The following is a 20,874-nucleotide window of genomic DNA, read 5'->3' as shown; positions in this document are numbered from 1 at the left end:
GAAAGCGATGTTTGATTTACTGCTAAAGCGCGCACGACTGGTTGACGATACGGTAACGGATATCGCCATCAAAGACGGCAAGATTGCAGCGCTGGGCGAGATTAACGGTGAGGCGACGAAAGTCGTCTCTCTCAACGGCGAGCATTACGTCAGCGCGGGCTGGATTGATTTACACGTTCACTGCTACCCGAAATCGCCCATTTACAACGATGAGCCGGACAGCGTAGGCGTGGCGACCGGCGTCACCACCGTTATTGACGCAGGCAGCACCGGGGCCGACGACGTGGATACCTTCCACGAACTGACTCGCGCTTGTGCCACTGACGTGTATGCGCTGCTGAACATCTCCCGCGTGGGCCTTATCGCGCAGAACGAATTAGCCAACATGGCGAACATTGATGCCGACGCCGCGTCGGCCGCCATCCAGCGCCACCCGAATTTCATCGTTGGCCTGAAGGCGCGCATGAGCAGCAGCGTGGTCGGTGAAAACGGCATCACGCCGCTCGAAAAAGCGAAAGACATTCAGAAAGCGAACGGCGACCTGCCGCTGATGGTGCATATCGGCAATAACCCGCCGAACCTCGATGAAATCACTGAACTGCTGACCTCCGGCGACATCATTACCCACTGCTACAACGGCAAACCGAACCGCATTCTTACCCCGTCGGGCGAGCTGCGTGCCTCGGTTTCCGGTGCCCTGAAACGCGGCATCAAGCTGGACGTGGGCCACGGCACCGCCAGCTTCAGTTTCGACGTCGCCAAACAGGCGATTGCGATGGGCATTCTGCCGCACACTATCAGCTCTGACATTTACTGTCGCAACCGCATCAGCGGGCCGGTCCATTCCCTGGCGCGTGTGATGGCGAAATTCCTCGCCATCGGGATGTCGCTGCCGCAGGTGATCGACTGTGTGACCGTCAACGCCGCCGAGGCGATTCGCCTGAAGAATAAAGGCCAACTGGCGGTAGGCTTCGACGCCGACCTCACCGTATTCACCCTGAAACACCAGCCGGTCACGCTGGTGGATGCCGAAAACAACGCCCTGCAGGCGGACCAGGATCTGGTGCCGCTGGCCGCAATCCGTGCAGGTAAGGGCTATCTGACCGAACAAGGGAGTGCAGAACATGTCTTCGATTTATGAAAAATATCAGCTGAAACAGGTTATTAACGCCTCAGGCCGCATGACGGCGCTCGGTGTATCGACCCCGCGCCCGGAAGTGGTTGAGGCGGTCCTGACCGGCATGAATCACTACTTCGAAATGAAAGATCTGGTGAACAAAACCGGCGAGTACATCGCGAAGTTACTGGACGTAGAAGGCGCGACGGTGGTTTCCTGCGCCTCCGCCGGCATCGCGCAGTCCATCGCTGGCGTGCTGGTGAAAGACAGCGACTGGCTGCTGGAAAACCTGCACAACACGCCGGTTGAGAATAACGAAATCGTTCTGCCGCGCGGCCATAACGTCAACTTTGGCGCACCGGTCAGCACCATGATTGCGCTGGGCGGCGGCAAAATGGTCGAAGCGGGTTACGCCAACGAATGTTCCGCCGATCAGCTGGCGGCAGCCATTACCCCACGCACCGCGGCCATCCTCTATATCAAATCTCACCACTGCGTACAGAAAAGCATGCTCAGCGTCGAGCAGGCGGTTGTGGTGGCGCGTAAGCACAACCTGCCGCTGATTGTCGATGCCGCCGCCGAAGAAGATTTGCAGTGTTACTACCGTGCCGGCGCAGACCTCGTGATTTACAGCGGCGCGAAAGCGATTGAAGGGCCGACCAGCGGTCTGGTCATCGGTAAAACGCAGTACGTCGAGTGGGTCAAACGCCAGACGGCGGGCATTGGCCGCGCGATGAAAGTGGGTAAAGAAGGCATTCTCGGCCTGACCTGCGCCATCGAACATTACCTTACGGCGGAAAAAGAGAGCGGCGCGCAGATGGTGGAAAAAATGACACCATTTATCGCCGCACTCAACGCGCTGAACGGCGTGACCGCCCGCGTGGTGTGGGATGCCGCGGGTCGTGACATCGCCCGAAGCGAAATTAAATTTGATGAAGCCGTGACCCAGATTGCCACCGGTGACCTGGTCGCCGAGCTGAAAAAAGGCGAATACGCTATCTACTTCCGCGGCTACAAAGCTAACGAAGGCATTATTGAAGCCGATGTGCGCAGCGTAAACGCACAGCAGTTGGATATCGTGGCACGCCGCATTGCGCAGGTGCTGAACAAGGAGAAAAACGCATGAAACTGACCCCGAATTTTTACCGTGACCGTGTCTGTCTGAATGTTCTGGCCGGGTCGAAAGCCAACGCCAGCGAAGTCTACGAGGCCGCTGAAGGCCATGTGCTGGTCGGCGTGCTCTCCAAAAATTATCCGGACGTCGCGACCGCGGTTGCTGATATGCGTGAATACGCGGCGTTGATTGATAACGCGCTGTCCGTCGGCCTTGGCGCGGGTGATCCGAACCAGTCCGAAATGGTAAGCCAGATTTCCCGCGAAGTGCAGCCGCAGCACGTGAACCAGGTGTTCACCGGCGTGGCAACCAGTCGCGCGCTGTTGGGGCAGAATGAGACCGTGGTTAACGGTCTGGTGTCGCCAACCGGTACGCCGGGCATGGTCAAAATCTCCACCGGTCCATTGAGCAGCAAAGAGCAGGACGGCATTGTGCCGGTGGATACCGCGATTGCGCTGCTGAAAGACATGGGCTGTAGCTCCATCAAATACTTCCCGATGGGTGGCCTGAAGTGTCGTGATGAATATCAGGTTGTGGCCGAAGCCTGCGCCCGCCACGATTTCTGGCTGGAACCGACCGGCGGTATCGATCTGGAAAATTACAGCGAAATCCTTAAGATAGCCCTCGATGCGGGCGTCAAAAAAGTGATCCCACACATTTACAGTTCGATCATCGACAAAGACAGCGGCAACACCCGCCCGGCGGATGTGCGCACATTGCTGGAGATGACGAAAAAGCTGGTAGGGTAATTTATCCCCTCTCCCTAACCCTCTCCCACAGGGAGAGGGGATTTTCTTTCTCCCTGTCTCACAGGGAAAGGGGGATTTTTTTCTCCCTCTCCCTGTGGGAGAGGGGCGGGGAGAGGGCATCAGACCGCACCACACATCACAACCGTCAAGGAGTTCCCATGCTGTCCGCACGCCATCTGCTTGTCGCTTCATTCTCACTTCTCGCTTCCGCCGCCAACGCACAGGCACAATTCGCCTGGGTCGGCACCTATAACCCGAACGGCGAAGGCCTGTACCGTTTTGCGGTCGATCCTGCCACCGGCGACCTGCACGATAAAACTCTGGTCAGCGCCTTACCCAACGCCGCACAGCTGACCGTCTCTCACGACGGCAAAACGCTGTACGCCGCCAGTGAAGCGGAAAAAGGTGTGGTGCAGGCCTGGAAAGTGGCTGACGACGGCAGTCTGACCGAGCTGAATCAGGTCTCTTCCGGCGGCGCGGGCCCGGTGTATCTGTCCCTGACGCCGAACGGTCGCCACCTGCTGGTAGCCAACTACGTCAGCGGCACGATCGCGGTACTGCCGGTGAAAGAAGACGGCAGCCTCGGTGAGGCCACGGACACCCATCAGGATGAAGGCCCGGCGGGCGCGAGCAAACCGGAAGCCGCCGTTGAAGGGAGCTTTGCCGCCAGCGATCATAACGGACCGCACGCGCACATGATCGCCGCCGATCCGCAGGGGAAATACGTCTTCTCCACCGATCTGGGTCTCGACCGGATCTACCAGTATCAGCTTGATGATGCCACCGGCAAGCTGACGCCGAACACGCCGCCGTTTATTGCTGCGTCTTCCAAAGGTGCCGGGCCACGGCACTTTGTCTTCACGCCGAAGGGCGATGGGCTATGGTTAATCAACGAAGAAGCTTCGACGCTGACCCACTACCGTCTCGATCCGGCGAAGGGCACGCTGACCGAAGGCAAAACCGTCTCGTCGCTGCCAAAAGACTATAAAGGCACCAATTTTGCGGCCGGTTTGACGCTGAGTCACGATGGGAAACAGTTATATGTCGCCAATCGTTTGCATAACAGCGTCGCACACTTTACGGTATCCGCCGACGGTGAGCTCATTCATCAGGATGATGTGTGGACCCGTGGGGATTACCCGCGCACCGTTACGCTGGACCCGAAAGGCCAGTGGCTTTACGTCATGAACCAGCGCAGTGACAACATCACCCGCTTCAAGGTCGCGCCGCACACCGGCAAATTGACCTTCGAGCCAGGCTATACCGCGGTAGGCAGCCCATCGCAAATGGTGATATCACCCAAAAATTAAGCTGGACGTCGGGCGACCATCGCCCGTTTTGAAGAGAGGACACCCGAGTGCGATTCCCGAACCAACGCTTAGCGCAACTGTTTGATATGTTGCAAAACGAAACGCTGCCGCAGGACGAGCTCGCCCAGCGGTTATCCGTTTCTACGCGTACGGTTCGGGCAGATATCACCGCGCTCAATGCCCTGCTGATTCAACACGGCGCACAGTTTGTGCTGAGCCGGGGTAACGGTTATCAGCTGCGTGTGGATGACCCGACGCTGTTCCAGTCTTTGCAGGATTCCCGTCCGCGCCTGTTGCGTATTCCGCGAACCGGCAGCGAGCGGGTGCATTATTTAATGGTCCGTTTTCTGACGTCGGCCTTTTCTTTGAAGCTGGAAGATTTGGCCGATGAATGGTTTGTCAGTCGCGCCACCTTGCAGGGCGACATGGCAGAAGTGCGTGAATGGCTGGCCCGTTATCAGTTGACGCTGGAGACGCGTCCTCGCCACGGCGTGAAGCTGTTCGGCAGTGAAATGACCATCCGCGCCTGCCTGACGGACCTGCTATGGCAACTGGCGCAGCAGGACAGCACCAACCCGCTACTGACCCAGGAAGCGCTCAATGCGGGCGTGCCTGAGCAACTGACCTCCGTGTTACAGGACGCGTTCAGCCGCTGGCACATTCGCCTCACCGACGAAGGTGAACTGTTCGTGCGGCTGTATTGCGCAGTGGCAGTGCGTCGCGTTAGCGAGGGGTATCCGTTACCGGAATTTACCGCCGACGATGTCGATGATGCGGTGCGCAATGCGGCCCGGGATATCGCCGTCGCGATTCAACAGCTGGCGGCCAAAACGCTGGCCCCTTCGGAAGAGAACTGGCTGCGAGTGCATATTGCGGCGCGCCAGGTGCAGGACATCGCCCCGAGCCAGATTAACGCCGACGACGATGAAGCGCTGGTGAACTACATCCTGCAATACATCAACAGCCACTATAACTACAACATGCTCAGCGATGAGCAGCTGCACGCGGACCTGCTGACCCACATCAAGACCATGATCACCCGCGTGCGCTACCAGATTATGATCCCTAATCCGCTGCTCGATAACATCAAACAGCACTATCCGATGGCCTGGGATATGACCCTGGCGGCGGTGTCCGGCTGGAGCAAATACACGCCGTGGACCATCAGCGAAAACGAAATGGGTTTCCTGGTGCTGCACATCGGCGTAGGGCTGGAGCGCCATTACAACATCGGTTATCAGCGCCAGCCGCGCGTGCTGCTGGTGTGCGATGCGGGCAATGCGATGGTGCGGATGATTGAAGCGGTGCTGCAACGCAAGTACCCGCAGCTGGTGATGACCGAAACCATCACCCTGCGCGATTACGAACAGCGGGATGGCATCAGCGAAGACTTCGTGGTCTCGACGGTGCGTATCACCGAGAAGGACAAGCCGGTGGTAGTGATGTCGCCGTTCCCAACCGACTATCAGCTGGAGCAAATCGGCAAGCTGGTGCTGGTGGACCGCACCCGCCCGTGGATGCTGGAGAAGTTCTTTGATGCACGCCATTTCCGCATCATCAACGAGCCAGTCGATCAGCAAACGCTGCTGGCTGAACTGTGCAATCAGCTGAACGATGAAGGGTTTGTCGATGACGACTTTGTCGCTTCGGTCATTGAACGTGAGGCGATTGTCAGCACTATTCTCGGGGATGGCATTGCCTTGCCGCACGCCCTGGGGTTAATGGCGAAGAAAACGGTGGTCTACACGGTGCTGGCCCCGAAGGGGATTGCCTGGGGCGATGAAACCGCGCAGGTGATTTTCCTGCTCGCCATCAGCAAAAGCGAATACGAAGAGGCGATGGCGATTTACGATATTTTCGTCACTTTCCTGCGTGAGCGCGCTATGGCGCGGCTCTGTGTCTGCAAAAACTTCAGCGAGTTTAAAACCGTGGCGATGGAGTGCGTGAGCCGGTTCTGATACAAAAAAGCGGAGCCAGAGCTCCGCTTTTTGTTTAGCGCAGGTGATGAACCACCTGATTGCTGCTGCCCCGCCAGATAAGCGCCGGGTCTTTGAGGTCCTGCACAAACTTGCCATCGACCAGCACATTGATGAGATTCACCACTTCCAACTGTTCCGCGTTCAGTTCTTCGAGCTTGTAGCCCGTCCACACCCAAATATCTTTCCCCGGGCATTCCGCGTGAATGCGTTTCACCAATCGCAGAATTTCCGCCACGTTTTGCGGATGCAGCGGATCGCCGCCTGACAGCGAAATTCCCTGACGCTTGACGCGCGTATCGTTCAGATCGGCGATGATGCGGTCGGCCATGTCATCGGTAAACGGCAGGCCGGAGTTCAACCGCCAGGTACTTTTGTTGTAGCAGCCAGGGCATTCATGCACGCAGCCGGAAACGAACAGCGTACAGCGCGTGCCGGGGCCGTTGATGATGTCGACAGGGTAGTATTGATGATAATTCATTTTCGCTTCTCACTGAATGCCATAACCGCGTTGGCTTCGCTCGCTCGCCCGGTTCACTGACTTTAGTAAGCTCCCCGGGACTCTCTCGTTTGCCGCCTTGTTCTGACATCCATTGCTATGCGAAAAACGGAGCGATATGTGGAGTCGCAGGTAAGGCTTTTACTCCCTCTCCCAAAGGGAGAGGGAACAAGATCGGAGCGTGTTTTGATTTACTCCCTCTCCCTGAGGGAGAGGGTTGGGGAGAGGGGGAAAACGTGGCTGAATGCCCGCTTAGCCCAGTTGCCCATTCCCCAAATGCTTCACGCGACGCTTCACTTCTTCCTGCTTCCCGGCGTTGAACGGACGTGCGTCCGGGCTGCCGAGATAGCCACACACGCGGCGAGTCACTGACACGCGCGCGGCGTCGTGGTTACCACATTTCGGGCAGGTGAAGCCTTTGCTGGTGCACTCGAACTCACCGGTAAAGCCGCATTCGTAGCATTCGTCGATCGGCGTGTTGGTCCCGTAATACGGCACGTGCTGATAGCTGTAATCCCACACGTCTTCCAGCGCTTTCAGGTTGTGCTGAATGTTCGGGTATTCGCCGTAGCAAATGAAACCGCCGTTAGCGATAGGCGGATAGGCCGCTTCGAAATCAATCTTGTCGTACGGGTTAACCTTCTTCTCCACATCGAGGTGGAAACTGTTGGTGTAATACCCTTTGTCGGTCACGCCGTCGACCAGGCCAAACTCGGCGGTGTCGAGACGGCAGAAGCGGTCGCACAGGTTTTCACTTGGCGTGCTGTACAGGCTGAACCCGTAACCGGTTTCGTCTTTCCACTGGTCCACGGCGTCACGCAGACGCTGCACAATGGCCACGCCTTTTTCGCGCAGCGCGTCGCTGTCGTACATGTGCGAATCGCCAAACAGCGCGTTAATGGTTTCGTGAATGCCGATATAGCCCAGGGAAATGGATGCGCGACCGTTTTTGAAAATTTCTGATACGTCATCGTCAGCGTTCAGACGCACGCCGCAGGCACCTTCCATATACAGGATTGGGGCCACGCGCGCTTTCACGCCTTCCAGACGGGCGATGCGGGTCATCAGCGCCTTACGGGAGAGCTGCAAACGTTCGTCCAGCAATGTCCAGAATGCCGCTTCGTCGCCTTTGGCTTCCAGCGCAATGCGCGGCAGGTTGAGGCTGATCACGCCGATGTTGTTGCGGCCTTCGTGGATTTGCTCGCCGTTTTCGTTTTCCCACACGCCGAGGAAGCTGCGACAGCCCATTGGCGTTTTGAACGAACCGGTCACTTTCACCACCTGGTCGTAGTTCAGGATGTCCGGATACATACGCTTGCTCGCACACTCCAGCGCCAGCTGCTTGATGTCGTAGTTGGCGTCGCCGACTTTGTGGTTCAGACCATCACGGATCGCAAACACCAGTTTTGGGAACACTGCGGTTTTGCGGTTTTTGCCGAGGCCAGCAATACGATTACGCAGAATAGACTGCTGGATCATTCGCGATTCCCAGCTGGTGCCCAGGCCAAAGCCAAAGGTCACGAACGGCGTCTGGCCGTTGGCGGTGTGCAGCGTGTTGACTTCATATTCCAGCGACTGGAACGCGTCGTAGCACTCTTTCTCGGTGCGAGTATGGGCGTATCCGTCGGCATCCGGGATCTGCCACTCTTCTGCGGTTTTGCGGTGTTTCTCGAAACTTGCGCTCACGAACGGGGCCAGCACTTCATCAATACGGTTGATGGTGGTGCCGCCGTAAATGTGGCTCGCAACCTGCGCGATAATCTGTGCGGTGACGGCGGTGGCCGTTGAGATGGATTTTGGCGGCTCAATTTCCGCGTTACCCATCTTGAAACCCTGAGTCAGCATGCCGTCGAGGTCGATAAGCATGCAGTTAAACATCGGGAAGAATGGTGAGTAATCGAGGTCGTGATAGTGAATTTCACCGCGCTCGTGCGCCTGTACCACGTCGTACGGCAGCAGATGCTGGCGTGCGTAGTGTTTGGCCACGATGCCCGCCAGCAGGTCGCGCTGGGTCGGGATCACTTTGCTGTCTTTGTTAGCGTTTTCGTTGAGCAGCGCGGAGTTGGTCTGCTCAACCAGACCACGAATTTCCTGATTCAGGCGGCCACGCTTTTCGCGTTGAACGTCACGGTCGTGACGGTATTCAATGTAAGCGCGTGCCAGCTGTTTGTGCGGGCCAGCCATCAGCTGGTTTTCGACCGCGGTCTGGATTTCGTTGATATCAACGCGATCACGGCCCTGCATCTGAGCACTAACGACGTCTGCGACGGTGGCGCAATAGTCTGCGTCATCGACTCCCGCTGCTTTGGCCGCACGCAGGATTGCTTCCTGGATGCGTGCTGAGTTGAAAGGCGCTTTACAGCCGTCTCGTTTCATCACATGCGGTGTCATGATCACTCCATCGTTTAATACAATATATAGGGTCGGGATGCATTCTAAGTTCTATATGTAGTGCTATGCATTAAACATGTTTGCGATTTTTTTGATTCAGAACAAAGTAAAAATGGGATAGCGCAGCAGACGGGCAACACGGCTGAAGGTGAAAATACGGAGAATTTGAGGTGGGTAAAAAAGCAGCGAAATCAGTTGTTCACTGTGCAAACAACGCTGTGAGAAAGATCACGCGATGAGGGTGTCGTTCAGCAAATCGACCAGCATCAGCAGCGCGTAACGCGCAGCCTGGGCGGAAGGGGCCAGCGGCAGTACTTCGGCAGCCATGTTGCTCAGCGCGTGGTTATCCGGCGTGAGGGCAAAGATAGTCGCGCCCTGCATTCTGGCCTGTAACGTGGCGCTTTGCAGCAGGTTATCCGCCGGGCCGGTGGCTAACACCAACAGCACGTGATCGTCGCTAAGGGTGCTGGCAATCATGCGCATCAGGTTGCCGTCCTGGCACAGATTGATGGCGATACCGAGGGGCAGAAGCTGGTGTTGCAGCAGGGTTGCGAGCGGGATGTCCTGCTCGCCGAGAGCGAAACAGTGAACGGCACGGGCGGTTTGCAGCCGCGCTTTCAGCTTATCCACCGCGCTTTCGCTGGTGTGCTGCAGTTGGTGAGTCAGGGTCAGGTTGACGCTATCAAAGCGGTCGCGCCAGCTGGACGGCAGGGCGGCGCTGTTGCCCGACACCCAGGTCGAGCGGCGTTCGCTGGCCTGCGCCAGTTGCTTACGCAGGTCACGGATATCGTCGCAGCCTACGGAACGGGCAAAACGGGTGATGGTCGCCGGGCTGACGCCCGCTTTTGCCGCCAGTTCGTCAATCGAGGCGCTGGCGGTAAAACTCATGTTTTCCAGAATAAACGCCGCCACCCGGGACTCCTGGGTGCTGAATCGGCTCATTCCATCCTTCAGTTGACCAACGATATCCATCCGGTTCTGCCCTTTGCGCGAAATCACGGTTTGAAAATATTTTTCACTTATTGATAACCCACTTTATACCATTAATTCCTAATGACGCCTACGTTTTCACGTGATCTTCCCGCTTCGCAGGCGCAAATAATGGCTGAAAATTACGCATTGATCACATCCATGAAAATAAATTTCATATAGCCTTCACCATTACATAATCTTAACAATATAGTCATGCGCATCCAGATTGACCGTATGAATCACTGAAGGGGAAAGTCATGCAACGAATCGTTTTATGCTGTGCCGCCGGAATGTCGACCAGCATGCTGGTGAATAAAATGAAGGCCGAAGCGCAGCTGCGTGCGTTGGAGTTGGATATCTACGCCGTGCCCGTCGCTGAGTTTGAACGCGAGCTGCCGGGCGCCGATGTGGTGCTGCTGGGCCCACAGGTCAAATATGAAATTGCCCGCCTGTCCGCTATCGCCGAGCCGCAGGGTAAAGCCGTCGCGGTTATCGACATGGCCGACTACGGCATGATGCGCGGCGCGGCGGTACTCGATAAAGCGCTGGCCCTGATCGCTCACTAATTTCCTTTATTTCCTGACAGGCACTTCCGCGTGGCGTTCACGTTCACGCGTGGGCTTTCGTGTGCCGAAAACGAGGTCATCATGCAATCCTTAAAAATCGCCGTGATCGGCGGCGGCAGCAGCTACACCCCGGAACTGATAGAAGGGATTATCCTGCGTTACGAGCAGCTTCCGGTGACAGAACTGGCGCTGGTGGACGTGGAATCAGGGCGCGAAAAAGTCGACGTTATCGCCGCGCTGACCCAGCGAATGCTCAAACACAAAGGACTCGAACACGTCAAAGTCAGCGTGCATTTCACGCTGGATGATGCGATTCGTGGGGCCAATTTCGTGCTGACGCAGCTGCGTGTTGGGCAACTGGCGGCGCGCGCTCAGGATGAACGGTTAGGACTGAAATACAACCTGCTGGGCCAGGAAACCACTGGCGTGGGCGGCTTCGCCAAGGCGCTGCGTACCATTCCGGTGATTCTTGAGGTGGCGCGGAAAGTGGAAGAACTGGCCCCTGACGCCTTTATTCTCAACTTCACCAACCCGGCGGGGATCGTCACCGAAGCGGTCAGCCGCTACAGCAAGGCGAAAATCATTGGCCTGTGCAACGTGCCCATCAACATGCAGCACATGATTGGCAAAATGCTCAACGCCGACGAAGCCACGTTGAACCTGCGTTTCGCCGGGCTGAACCACATGGTGTGGATCCACAAAGTGATGCAGGACCATCAAGACGTCACCGCGAAAGTGATTGAGATGCTGTGCGACGGCAATGCGCTGTCGATGAACAACATCAAAGAGCTGCCGTGGCCTGCCGATTTCCTGCGGGCGCTGAAAGCCATTCCGTGCCCGTATCATCGCTATTTCTGGCTGACTCCGGCGATGCTGGCGGACGAAATCGACGCGGCGAAAAGCAAAGGCACCCGCGCGGAGCAAGTGATGAAGGTCGAGCAGGAGCTGTTTGCGCTGTATGCCGATCCGAATCTGGACGAAAAGCCCGAGCAGCTGAGCTTCCGCGGCGGCGCCTATTACTCCGAAGTGGCGGTGGAGTTGATCAACGCGATTCACAACAATTTGGGCAAAGAGATGGTGGTGAACACCCGTAACAACGGGGCGATTCACGGCCTGGACGACGATGCGGTGGTGGAAACCAACAGCATTATTGACGCGCAGGGCGCGCGGCCGCTGGCGTTTGGCCCGCTGCCCCCGGCGATGAACGGACTCACTCAGCAGGTCAAAGCGTTCGAACACTTAACGATTGAGGCGGCGGTTCACGGCTGTCGGGAAAGTGCGCTGTTGGCGCTGGTGACTAACCCGCTGGTGGGCAACATCACCGATGCACAGGCGCTGCTTGAGGAAGTGTTAACCCTGAATCGTCAGTGGTTACCACAATTTAACTGAGTTCGGCTTTTTAACGGAAGAGACGGGGTTTCACCATGTCAAAAACTACGCTTATTGAACGCTATGTCATGCCCGTCGCGCTGAAAATCGCCGGGCAGAAGCACGTATTGTCGGTGCGTGACGGCATCATTCTTAACATGCCGTTTATGCTGATTGGCTCATTTTTCCTGATTTTTGCCTACCTGCCGGTGCCGGGTTACGCCGACATGATGACGCATCTTTTTGGCGACGTCTGGCGTGACAAAATGCTGTATCCGGTGAAAGCGACCTACGACATCATGGCGCTGATTTCGAGCTTCGGCATTGCGTATCGCCTGGCGGAAAAATACCGCACGCTCGATCCGCTCACCGCCGGGGCGATGTCGCTGGTGGCGTTCGTGATGACCATTCCGCAGAACACGCTGTTTACGCCGGTTCACGGCGCGGCGGAAGTGGTGAAAGGGGTGATTCCGGTGAGTATGGTCGGCAGTCAGGGGCTGTTTGTGGCGATTGTGATTTCGCTGCTTTCCACGGAGATTTACCGATTTGTCGCCAACCGTAACCTGGTGATTCGTATGCCGGACGGCGTCCCGCCTGCGGTAGCAAAATCGTTCCTCGCACTGGTGCCGGGTTTCTGCGTGCTGGCGGTGGTGCTGGCGCTGCGTCTGGCGGTGGAAGCCTCACCGTTCGGCGACATCAACAGCATGATTGCGACGTTGATCGGCATCCCGATGCATCACGTCGGCGGCACGCTGCCGGGGATGATTATCTCGGTGATTCTGATTGGAATTTTGTGGACGCTCGGCCTGCACGGCGACGCGATTGTGCTGGTGTTCATTCAGCCGGTGTGGCTGTCGAACATGGCGGAAAACCTGACCGCATTCCAGAACGGCTTGCCGATTCCACACATTATCACTCAGCAGTTCTACGATTTGTGGATTGCGCCGGGCGGCACGGGCGCGCTGTTAGGGCTGGTGATTTTCATGGTGTTCCGCAGCCGCAGCGCACAGATGAAACAGCTGGGTAAAATCGCCGCGCCAGCCGCGCTGTTCAACATCAGCGAACCGATGGTGTTTGGTATTCCGCTGGTGATGAACCCGTACTTCTTCCTGCCGTTTATCCTGACGCCGGTGCTGCTGGTGATTGTCACCTACACCTCGATGGCGACCGGGCTGGTGGCGCCACCTGCGGGGATAGCGCTACCGTTCACCACGCCGATTTTCATCAGCGGCTATCTGGCGACCGGCGGACACATTTCCGGCACGGTGTTGCAGGCGGTAAACCTCGGGATTTCGCTGGTGATTTATTATCCGTTCTTCCGTGCCTGGGACAAGCTGAAGGCGAAAGAGGAACATGCGTCGCAGACAAAAGAGAGCGCCGAAACCATGGCCGGAATACCAAACGCGTAATAAATGCCCGGCGGCGCAAGCTTGCGCGGGCCTACGCAATGTGTCGTTGTAGGCCCGGCAAGCTTGCGCCGCCGGGCAATTCAACACATTACTTCTGTATCCACCACACCGCTTCAAACGGGCGCAGCGTCATCGCGCCCGGCTGGGCATCGACGTTCGGATAGTTGCTCATCGCCACGTCCCATTCACCGTCCACATTTTCCGGCTGCCACGGCTGGCTTTCACGGCTGAGGTTCGCCACCACCCACAACTGCTGGCCCTGCCATTCGCGGCGATAGCACCACAGCGACGGATGTTCCGGCAGCAGATCCTGATAATTCCCCCACGTCAGCAGCGGCTCGGCTTTCCGCAGGGCAATCAGCTGTTGATAGGTGTAGAACACCGAATCCGGGTCCTTCAGCGCCGCCTCAACGTTAATTTCCTGCACGTTGTCGGCCAGGCCAATCCACGGCTCACCGGTGGTAAAACCACCGTATGTTTCCGTGTTCCACTGCATCGGTGTGCGGCTGTTGTCGCGCGATTTAGTGGCCAGAATCGCCAATAATTCATCAGCATCACGGCCCTGCGCGTGCCGCTCCGCGTACATATTGTGGCTTTCCACGTCGCGATAATCGGCGATCGTCGTGAAATGCGGGTTGGTCATGCCGATTTCTTCGCCCTGATAAATGTACGGCGTGCCCTGCATCCCGTGCAGCACCATCGCCAGCATTTTCGCCGCCAGGACGCGGTACTCGCCTTCATCACCAAAGCGCGACACGATGCGCGGCTGATCGTGATTACACCAGAACAGCGCGTTCCAAGCCCGGTTGTGCATCCCCTGCTGCCAATGGCTGAACAGCGCTTTCAGCGCCACATAATCGGGTTTGGCGAGCGTCCATTTTTCACCGCCGGGGTAGTCGACTTTAAGGTGATGGAAATTGAACGTCATCGACAGCTCATTGCCCGCCAGGGAGGCGTACTGCTGACAGTGATCGAGCGTGGTGGAGGACATTTCGCCCACCGTCATTAAGTCGCGCGGCATAAACACGTCGCGGCTTATTTCCTGCAAAAATTCGTGAACGCGCGGGCCGTCGGTGTAGAAACAGCGCCCATCACCGACCGGATCGTTCGGGAACGTAGGGTCTTTAGAAATCAGATTCACCACATCAAGACGCAGGCCGTCGACGCCGCGATCGGCCCAAAATTCACAGACCTTTTTCAGCTCTTCGCGCACCACCGGGTTTTCCCAGTTGAGGTCCGCCTGTTCCGGGGCGAAAAGGTGCAAATAATACTGCTCGCTTTCGGCGTGCCACTGCCACGCATTGCCGCCAAATTTTGAACGCCAGTTGTTCGGCAATTCGCCGGATTTACCGTCGCGCCAGATGTAGAACTCGCGGTGCGGGCTATCCGGGTCGAGCGATGCCTGGAACCACGGATGCTGCGTGGAAGTATGGTTGAGCACCATATCCAGCACGATACGAATGCCGCGTGATTTGGCTTCGGTCACCAGTTCGTCAAAATCATCCAGCGTGCCGTAAGCCGGGTCGATGGCGGTGTAATTCGCTACGTCGTAGCCGTTATCCACCTGCGGTGAGACATAAAATGGCGTCAGCCAGAGGGCGTCCACGCCGAGGGTTTTCAGGTATTCCAGACGCAACGTGACGCCACGTAAATCACCGGTGCCGCTGCCGGTGGTGTCCTGAAAACTTTTTGGATAGACCTGGTAGATAACGCCGTTTTGCCACCAGTGAGGGAGGTTGTTCATAAGGCTTTCCTGGTTAAAACAGAACGGGGCGCAAGCGCGCCCCAAAAGGATTTATACAATCTGTAGCGCGCCCTGACGGAACTTACGCTGATACACCGCAGTGGTGAGAACAATCGGGATAATCACGGCAATCGCCATCGCGACGGCATACACCTGCCAGAACGTTGGCTGAATGGAGAGGATGCCCGGCAAGCCACCGACGCCAATGCCGTTCGCCATCACGCCGTTCAGGCCACACAGCAGGCCCGCGAGGCCAGAACCGACCATCGCGCATAACATCGGGAAGCGGTATTTGAGATTGATGCCGTACATCGCCGGTTCGGTCACGCCGAGGAAGGCGGAAATGGCGGCGGGCACGGAAATCTCACGCTCGTTATGTTTCTTGCTACAGATAATGATGCCGACCACCGCAGAAGCCTGCGCAATGTTAGACAGCGCAATCAGCGGCCACACCGGCGTCCCGCCCATGCTTTGGATCATCTGCATGTCGATGGCGAGCGTGGTTTGATGCACGCCGGTAATCACCAGCGGGGCATAAAGGAAGGCGAACAGCGCGGCACCAATCGGGGCGAAGCTGCCGGTCATCAGGTGACGCACCGCGAAGGCCACGCCGTCGCCAATCATGCGGCCAAACGGACCGATAAGCGCGTGGGCCAGGAACACCGCGAGGATCAGCGAGCACACCGGCACCACAACCAGATACAGGTAATCCGGCACAATGCGTTTGAGGCGTGTTTCAATCATGCCGAGCGCCAGACCCGCCAGTAATGCCGGGATCACCTGCGCCTGATAGCCGACTTTCTCAATCGCAAACAGACCGAAGTTCCACACGTCCGGGATTTTGCTCCCGAGTTCGTAGGCGTTCATCAGCTGCGGAGAAACTAGCGTGACCCCCAGTACGATGCCGAGGATCGGGGTGCCGCCCATTTTCTTAACCGCAGACCAGCAGATGCCGACCGGCAGATAGAAGAAGATAGCCTCGCCAATCAGCCACAGGAAGTCATACAGGGTTTTCAGGCCCGGATACATCTGCGCCAGGGTCTGGCCGTTGCTCATCGGCACATCGCCGATGACGTTACGGAAACCGAGGATCAGGCCCCCGCTGATCAGCGCTGGCAGCAGCGGGAAGAAGATCTCCGCGAAGTGCGAGATCATCCGCTCGTGCCATTTCATGTTCTGGCGTGCTGCCAGTTTGGCCTGCTCTTTATCGGCTGAAGCCTGCCCGGTGCTGGCGATCAGCACTTTGTAGTAATCGCCCACGTCGGTGCCGATAACCACCTGGAACTGCCCGGCGTTGGTGAAGCAGCCTTTGACCATCGACAATTCTTCGATGGCTTTCGGGTTGGCCTTCGCCGGATCGTTCAGCACGAAACGCAGGCGGGTAATGCAGTGGCTGACCGTGGCGATGTTGTCCCGACCGCCCACCAATTCGATCAGCTGATCGATATCCTGTTGTCTGACTTTGCTCATCATGAAGCCTCAAGAAGAGAGTAATGACCTGGACGCAAGCCTATCCGTTTCGCTTATTTTGCAAAATGGGAACGTTCCCGAAACAGGGCGGCGATCACAATAAATCGTTTTGCGATCGGTGAAACGTCAGGTCAGGGCGGCGGGGATCACCAGCTGCTGTGGCTGTGCGCGGCCGTTGATCTGTTCGATCAACTGGTGTGCGGCCTGGCGTCCGGCTTCGCCGTAGCCGGGATCGACGGTCACAATTTCCGGGTGCAGGAACTTCATCAGCGGCGTGTTGCCGACGCTGGCGAGTTGCAGGGTGTCGTTGCGCTGTTCTTGCAGATATTTGCTGGCACCGAGCGCCAGGGTATCGGTGGCACACACCAGCGCGGTGGTTTCGCTGTGGGTGACGCTGGCGACGGCGTCGTAACCCTGTTTCATGGCCAGGCCGGGCAGGGCAGCGACCGGGTGCAGTTTGTGTTGTTTGCAGAAGGTGAGATACGCATTGTGGCGGCGCTTCCCGGTGGTCACATCGCTGTGCGGCACGCCGAGATAGCTGATGTGGCGGTGGCCTTTATCAAACAGCGCCTGCATCAGCAGCGTGATGGCCCCTTCATCGTCGTAGCACACCGAGGCAATGCCTTTGGCGTCGCGCGCCAGCATCACCAGAGTGTCGCGCCACGGCGTAAGCATTGCGTCGGAAATACCGGTAAAACCAAACAGCACCACGCCGTCGATATTGCGGCGGCGCAACATGCCGAGATGCTCCGTCACCTTCTCCGCGGAGAACTGGCTTTCCATCATGATCGGGTCGTAACCCTGCTCGTAGAAGGCCGGAAGCATGGTCTGCACCGCGAGGTTTTCCGACAGCGAATCCAGACGGCTCATAATGATCGCCACCACTTTATCGCTCTGACCGCGCATCGCCCGGGCCGAACGGGAAGGGGAAAAGTCATGCTGATTCATCACCGCTTCCACCCGTTCGCGGGTTCGCTGGCTGACGCCGCTCTCGTTATTCAGGACACGGGAGACAGTTGATTTCCCAACGCCGCTTAAGCGCGCAATGTCTTTGATAGTCAGCCGGTTTTGCATCCTTTTTTCCCGTGTCAGTAAAGGCGGTGTGATTATAAGCGTAAACGCGCCGAGAAACAGTTCAATGGGTAAAGTCTGGTATACGTTTCGTTTAGGAATTTAGGCGTAGGATACTGGCATTGTCGCTGCGCATTGTCATTCTCTGCACATCTCGTGTGCCGCGTTTTTTCACTTACCGGAGGCTGTATGGATCCCGATCCCACTCCCCATCATCGATGGAGCAACATTTTTTTCCGGTAAGCCAGTCTTGCACTGCCTTGCCGGACAACGCGTGAGGCAGTGACGTCCCTTCTCTGATGTCCCTGTTTTAACACATAAAGTGCCCTTCAGGTGCGGCTTTGCTGTGCCTGTTAGAAACCCGCGATCGCCGAACGGTGAGCGCAGAGGGACGTATTATGCTGAAAAACATTACCCGGCAGCTGTTCGCGCAGCTCAGCCGCCACCTGCCACATCGTCTGGTTAGCCGCGACCCGCTGCCTGACGGTAAAAATCTGGCTGCCACGCCGATCCCGGACTCGTTAAGCAAACAGTGTCTTAACGTCGCGGCGATGGATGAAAATGAAATCTGGCGTGCCTTTCACAGCCACCCGGAAGGGCTGAATCCGTCGGAAGTGGAAGACGCTCGCGAACAGCACGGCAGCAATGTTATCCCGGCGCAGAAGCCATCGCCGTGGTGGGTGCATCTGTGGCTGTGCTATCGCAACCCGTTTAACTTGCTACTGACCCTTCTCGGGCTTATTTCATACTCCACCGAAGACGTGTTCGCGGCCGGGGTAATCGCGCTGATGGTGGGGATTTCCACTCTGTTGAACTTCGTTCAGGAAGCGCGATCCACCAGGGCAGCGGATGCGCTGAAAGCGATGGTCAGCAACACCGCGACGGTGCTGCGGGTGGTCAACGATCAAGGCGAAAGCCGCTGGCTTGAGATCCTTCTCGATCGGCTGGTGCAGGGCGATATCGTAAAACTGTCTGCCGGAGACATGATCCCGGCGGATCTGCGCGTATTTCAGGCCCGCGATCTGTTCGTGGCTCAGGCCTCGCTCACCGGAGAATCTTTGCCGGTAGAGAAAGTGGCGCGCACCCGTGTGCCGCAGCAAAGTAACCCGCTGGAAAGCGACACTATCTGCTTTATGGGCACCAACGTGGTGAGCGGCACGGCGCAGGCGATTGTCTTCGCGACCGGCGGCAACACCTGGTTTGGTCAACTGGCCGGGCGGGTGAGCGAACAGGAAAACGAGCCGAACGCATTCCAGAAAGGCATTAGCCGCGTCAGCATGCTGCTGATCCGTTTTATGCTGGTGATGGCCCCGGTGGTACTGCTGATCAACGGCTACACCAAAGGTGACTGGTGGGAAGCGGCGCTGTTTGCGCTGTCCGTGGCGGTCGGCCTGACCCCGGAAATGCTGCCGATGATCGTCACTTCCACGCTGGCGCGCGGGGCGGTGAAGCTGTCGAAACAGAAAGTGATTGTTAAACACCTCGACGCCATCCAGAACTTTGGCGCGATGGATATTCTTTGCACCGACAAAACCGGCACCCTGACGCAGGACAAAATCGTGCTGGAGAATCACACCGATATCTCCGGCAAAACCAGCGAACGCGTGCTGCATAACGCCTGGCTGAACAGCCATTATCAGACCGGGCTGAAAAACCTGCTGGATACCGCGGTGCTGGAAGGCGTCGATGAAAACTCGGCGCGTGGGCTGTCCGAACGCTGGCAGAAAATCGACGAGATCCCGTTCGACTTTGAGCGCCGCCGGATGTCCGTGGTGGTGGCTGAGCAGGACGATGTGCATCAGCTAATTTGCAAAGGCGCGTTGCAGGAGATCCTCAACGTCTGTACGCAGGTGCGCTACAACGGTGACATCGTACCGCTGGACGACACCATGCTGCGGCGTATCAAACGTGTGACCGATACGCTGAACCGTCAGGGCCTGCGTGTGGTGGCGGTGGCGACGAAATATCTGCCTGCGCGTGAAGGGGATTATCAGCGGGTTGATGAAGCGGATCTGATCCTCGAAGGTTACATCGCGTTCCTCGATCCGCCGAAAGAAACCACCGCGCCGGCGCTGAAAGCGCTGAAGGCGAGCGGGATCAGCGTCAAAATCCTCACCGGTGACAGTGAGTTAGTGGCGGCGAAAGTGTGTCATGAAGTCGGCCTGGACGTGGGCGACGTGGTGGTCGGCAGCAGCCTGGATGCGATGAGCGACGACGCGCTGGCGGCGCTGGCAAAACGCACCACGCTGTTCGCCCGCCTGACGCCGATGCATAAAGAACGCATCGTCACATTGCTGAAACGCGAAGGTCACGTGGTCGGCTTTATGGGCGACGGCATCAACGATGCACCCGCGCTGCGTGCGGCGGATATCGGGATCTCCGTTGACGGCGCGGTGGATATCGCGCGTGAAGCGGCAGATATCATTCTGCTGGAAAAAAGCCTGATGGTGCTGGAAGAAGGGGTGATTGAAGGCCGCCGGACTTTCGCCAATATGCTGAAATACATCAAAATGACCGCCAGTTCTAACTTCGGTAATGTCTTCAGCGTGTTGGTGGCGAGCGCGTTCCTGCCGTTCCTGCCAATGCTGCCGTTGCACTTACTGATTCAGAACCTGCTGTACGATGTATCCCAGGTGGCGATTCCGTTTGATAACGTTGACGACGAGCAGATTCAGAAGCCGCAGCGCTGGAACCCGGCAGATTTGGGGCGTTTCATGATTTTCTTCGGCCCGATCAGCTCCATTTTCGACATTTTGACGTTTTGCCTGATGTGGTTTGTATTCCACGCCAATACGCCTGAACACCAGACGTTATTCCAGTCCGGCTGGTTCGTGGTTGGACTGCTGTCGCAGACCCTGATTGTGCACATGATCCGCACGCGCCGCATTCCGTTCATCCAGAGCCGTGCCGCATGGCCGCTGATTGTGATGACCCTGGTTGTGATGGTGGTCGGTATCGCGCTGCCGTTCTCGCCGCTGGCGACGTATCTGTCGCTGCAACCGCTGCCGCTGTCCTACTTCCCGTGGCTGGTGGCGATTCTGGTGGCGTATATGACGCTGACGCAGCTGGTGAAAGGGTTCTATACCCGGCGTTATGGTTGGCAGTAAGGTGGCGTTTC

16 protein-coding genes are annotated in these 20,874 nt (G+C 57.4%); 10 read left to right on the top strand and 6 right to left on the bottom strand.

Annotated elements, in window-relative coordinates; translation table 11 throughout:
* The first annotated feature begins 7 nt into the window (after positions 1-7).
* The 5 genes from A8O29_RS20125 to A8O29_RS20105 all read left to right on the top strand — a co-directional run bounded on the left by A8O29_RS20125 (position 8) and on the right by A8O29_RS20105 (position 6,248).
* The gene (locus A8O29_RS20125) at positions 8-1,141 is read left to right on the top strand and encodes an amidohydrolase/deacetylase family metallohydrolase (protein ID WP_125354642.1); all 1,134 of its coding nucleotides are present in this window, start codon (positions 8-10) and stop codon (positions 1,139-1,141) included.
* Positions 1,125-2,243, top strand: a complete 1,119-nt coding sequence (locus A8O29_RS20120; protein ID WP_110512158.1) for a DgaE family pyridoxal phosphate-dependent ammonia lyase — start codon at positions 1,125-1,127, stop codon at positions 2,241-2,243. The genes A8O29_RS20125 and A8O29_RS20120 overlap by 17 nt, the downstream gene beginning before the upstream one ends.
* Entirely contained in the window at positions 2,240-2,980 is a 741-nt protein-coding gene (gene dagF / locus A8O29_RS20115) for a 2-dehydro-3-deoxy-phosphogluconate aldolase (protein ID WP_125354643.1), read from the top strand. The genes A8O29_RS20120 and dagF overlap by 4 nt, the downstream gene beginning before the upstream one ends.
* A gap of 158 nt (positions 2,981-3,138) precedes the next feature.
* Positions 3,139-4,290, top strand: coding sequence for a lactonase family protein (locus A8O29_RS20110; protein WP_125355711.1), 1,152 nt, complete (start codon positions 3,139-3,141; stop codon positions 4,288-4,290).
* 47 nt (positions 4,291-4,337) lie between these two features.
* The gene (locus A8O29_RS20105; RefSeq protein WP_125355709.1) at positions 4,338-6,248 is read left to right on the top strand and encodes a BglG family transcription antiterminator; all 1,911 of its coding nucleotides are present in this window, start codon (positions 4,338-4,340) and stop codon (positions 6,246-6,248) included.
* 34 nt (positions 6,249-6,282) lie between these two features.
* Here the strand turns inward: A8O29_RS20105 and nrdG are convergent, their stop codons facing one another.
* The 3 genes from nrdG to A8O29_RS20090 form a co-directional block, all read right to left on the bottom strand.
* The gene (nrdG, locus tag A8O29_RS20100) at positions 6,283-6,747 is read right to left on the bottom strand and encodes an anaerobic ribonucleoside-triphosphate reductase-activating protein (RefSeq protein WP_125355707.1); all 465 of its coding nucleotides are present in this window, start codon (positions 6,745-6,747) and stop codon (positions 6,283-6,285) included.
* 270 nt (positions 6,748-7,017) lie between these two features.
* Entirely contained in the window at positions 7,018-9,156 is a 2,139-nt protein-coding gene (nrdD, locus tag A8O29_RS20095) for an anaerobic ribonucleoside-triphosphate reductase (RefSeq protein WP_125355705.1), read from the bottom strand.
* A gap of 228 nt (positions 9,157-9,384) precedes the next feature.
* Positions 9,385-10,128: a MurR/RpiR family transcriptional regulator gene (locus tag A8O29_RS20090; protein ID WP_125355703.1), complete on the bottom strand. Its 744-nt coding sequence runs from the start codon at positions 10,126-10,128 to the stop codon at positions 9,385-9,387.
* 257 nt (positions 10,129-10,385) lie between these two features.
* Between A8O29_RS20090 and A8O29_RS20085 the strand changes: the two genes are divergently transcribed.
* From A8O29_RS20085 to celB, 3 genes are all read left to right on the top strand, one after another.
* Complete coding sequence (locus tag A8O29_RS20085) at positions 10,386-10,694, top strand: PTS sugar transporter subunit IIB (RefSeq protein ID WP_110512165.1); 309 nt, start codon at positions 10,386-10,388, stop codon at positions 10,692-10,694.
* 81 nt (positions 10,695-10,775) lie between these two features.
* Complete coding sequence (locus tag A8O29_RS20080) at positions 10,776-12,083, top strand: 6-phospho-beta-glucosidase (protein WP_125355701.1); 1,308 nt, start codon at positions 10,776-10,778, stop codon at positions 12,081-12,083.
* Positions 12,084-12,118: 35 nt separating this feature from the next.
* Positions 12,119-13,471 (top strand): PTS cellobiose transporter subunit IIC, encoded by a 1,353-nt coding sequence (gene celB / locus A8O29_RS20075; protein WP_125355699.1) that lies wholly within the window; start codon positions 12,119-12,121, stop codon positions 13,469-13,471.
* An 88-nt stretch (positions 13,472-13,559) separates the two neighbouring features.
* Here the strand turns inward: celB and treC are convergent, their stop codons facing one another.
* The 3 genes from treC to treR form a co-directional block, all read right to left on the bottom strand.
* A complete protein-coding gene (gene treC / locus A8O29_RS20070) occupies positions 13,560-15,215 on the bottom strand; it encodes an alpha,alpha-phosphotrehalase (RefSeq protein WP_174081407.1) in 1,656 nt (551 codons plus the stop codon).
* Between the two features lie 51 nt (positions 15,216-15,266).
* Entirely contained in the window at positions 15,267-16,685 is a 1,419-nt protein-coding gene (gene treB, locus A8O29_RS20065) for a PTS trehalose transporter subunit IIBC (protein ID WP_174081436.1), read from the bottom strand.
* Positions 16,686-16,811: 126 nt separating this feature from the next.
* Positions 16,812-17,759, bottom strand: coding sequence for a trehalose operon repressor TreR (treR, locus tag A8O29_RS20060; RefSeq protein ID WP_133461362.1), 948 nt, complete (start codon positions 17,757-17,759; stop codon positions 16,812-16,814).
* Between the two features lie 186 nt (positions 17,760-17,945).
* Here treR and mgtL point away from each other — a divergent pair, with 186 nt between their 5' ends.
* Together mgtL and mgtA are read left to right on the top strand one after the other, a co-directional pair.
* Complete coding sequence (gene mgtL, locus A8O29_RS23000; RefSeq protein ID WP_373422899.1) at positions 17,946-17,999, top strand: mgtA regulatory leader peptide MgtL; 54 nt, start codon at positions 17,946-17,948, stop codon at positions 17,997-17,999.
* A gap of 155 nt (positions 18,000-18,154) precedes the next feature.
* Positions 18,155-20,863, top strand: a complete 2,709-nt coding sequence (gene mgtA / locus A8O29_RS20055) for a magnesium-translocating P-type ATPase (protein ID WP_174081406.1) — start codon at positions 18,155-18,157, stop codon at positions 20,861-20,863.
* Positions 20,864-20,874 lie beyond the last annotated feature (11 nt).

The sequence above is a fragment of the Scandinavium goeteborgense genome (genome assembly GCF_003935895.2).
GTDB classification, from domain to species: Bacteria; Pseudomonadota; Gammaproteobacteria; order Enterobacterales; family Enterobacteriaceae; genus Scandinavium; species Scandinavium goeteborgense.
The sequence above is the reverse complement of the archived record's forward strand: the minus strand, read 5'-3'. Positions and strand labels throughout refer to the sequence as shown.

Coding starts and splice junctions, on each gene's coding strand:
- A8O29_RS20080 (WP_125355701.1), top strand. CDS start 10,776: ATGCAATCCTTAAAAATCGCCGTGATCGGCGGCGGCAGCAGCTACACC.
- celB (WP_125355699.1), top strand. CDS start 12,119: ATGTCAAAAACTACGCTTATTGAACGCTATGTCATGCCCGTCGCGCTG.
- mgtA (WP_174081406.1), top strand. CDS start 18,155: ATGCTGAAAAACATTACCCGGCAGCTGTTCGCGCAGCTCAGCCGCCAC.
- A8O29_RS20110 (WP_125355711.1), top strand. CDS start 3,139: ATGCTGTCCGCACGCCATCTGCTTGTCGCTTCATTCTCACTTCTCGCT.
- A8O29_RS20125 (WP_125354642.1), top strand. CDS start 8: ATGTTTGATTTACTGCTAAAGCGCGCACGACTGGTTGACGATACGGTA.
- treC (WP_174081407.1), bottom strand. CDS start 15,215: ATGAACAACCTCCCTCACTGGTGGCAAAACGGCGTTATCTACCAGGTC.
- A8O29_RS20085 (WP_110512165.1), top strand. CDS start 10,386: ATGCAACGAATCGTTTTATGCTGTGCCGCCGGAATGTCGACCAGCATG.
- nrdG (WP_125355707.1), bottom strand. CDS start 6,747: ATGAATTATCATCAATACTACCCTGTCGACATCATCAACGGCCCCGGC.
- treB (WP_174081436.1), bottom strand. CDS start 16,685: ATGAGCAAAGTCAGACAACAGGATATCGATCAGCTGATCGAATTGGTG.
- dagF (WP_125354643.1), top strand. CDS start 2,240: ATGAAACTGACCCCGAATTTTTACCGTGACCGTGTCTGTCTGAATGTT.
- treR (WP_133461362.1), bottom strand. CDS start 17,759: ATGCAAAACCGGCTGACTATCAAAGACATTGCGCGCTTAAGCGGCGTT.
- A8O29_RS20090 (WP_125355703.1), bottom strand. CDS start 10,128: ATGGATATCGTTGGTCAACTGAAGGATGGAATGAGCCGATTCAGCACC.
- A8O29_RS20120 (WP_110512158.1), top strand. CDS start 1,125: ATGTCTTCGATTTATGAAAAATATCAGCTGAAACAGGTTATTAACGCC.
- nrdD (WP_125355705.1), bottom strand. CDS start 9,156: ATGACACCGCATGTGATGAAACGAGACGGCTGTAAAGCGCCTTTCAAC.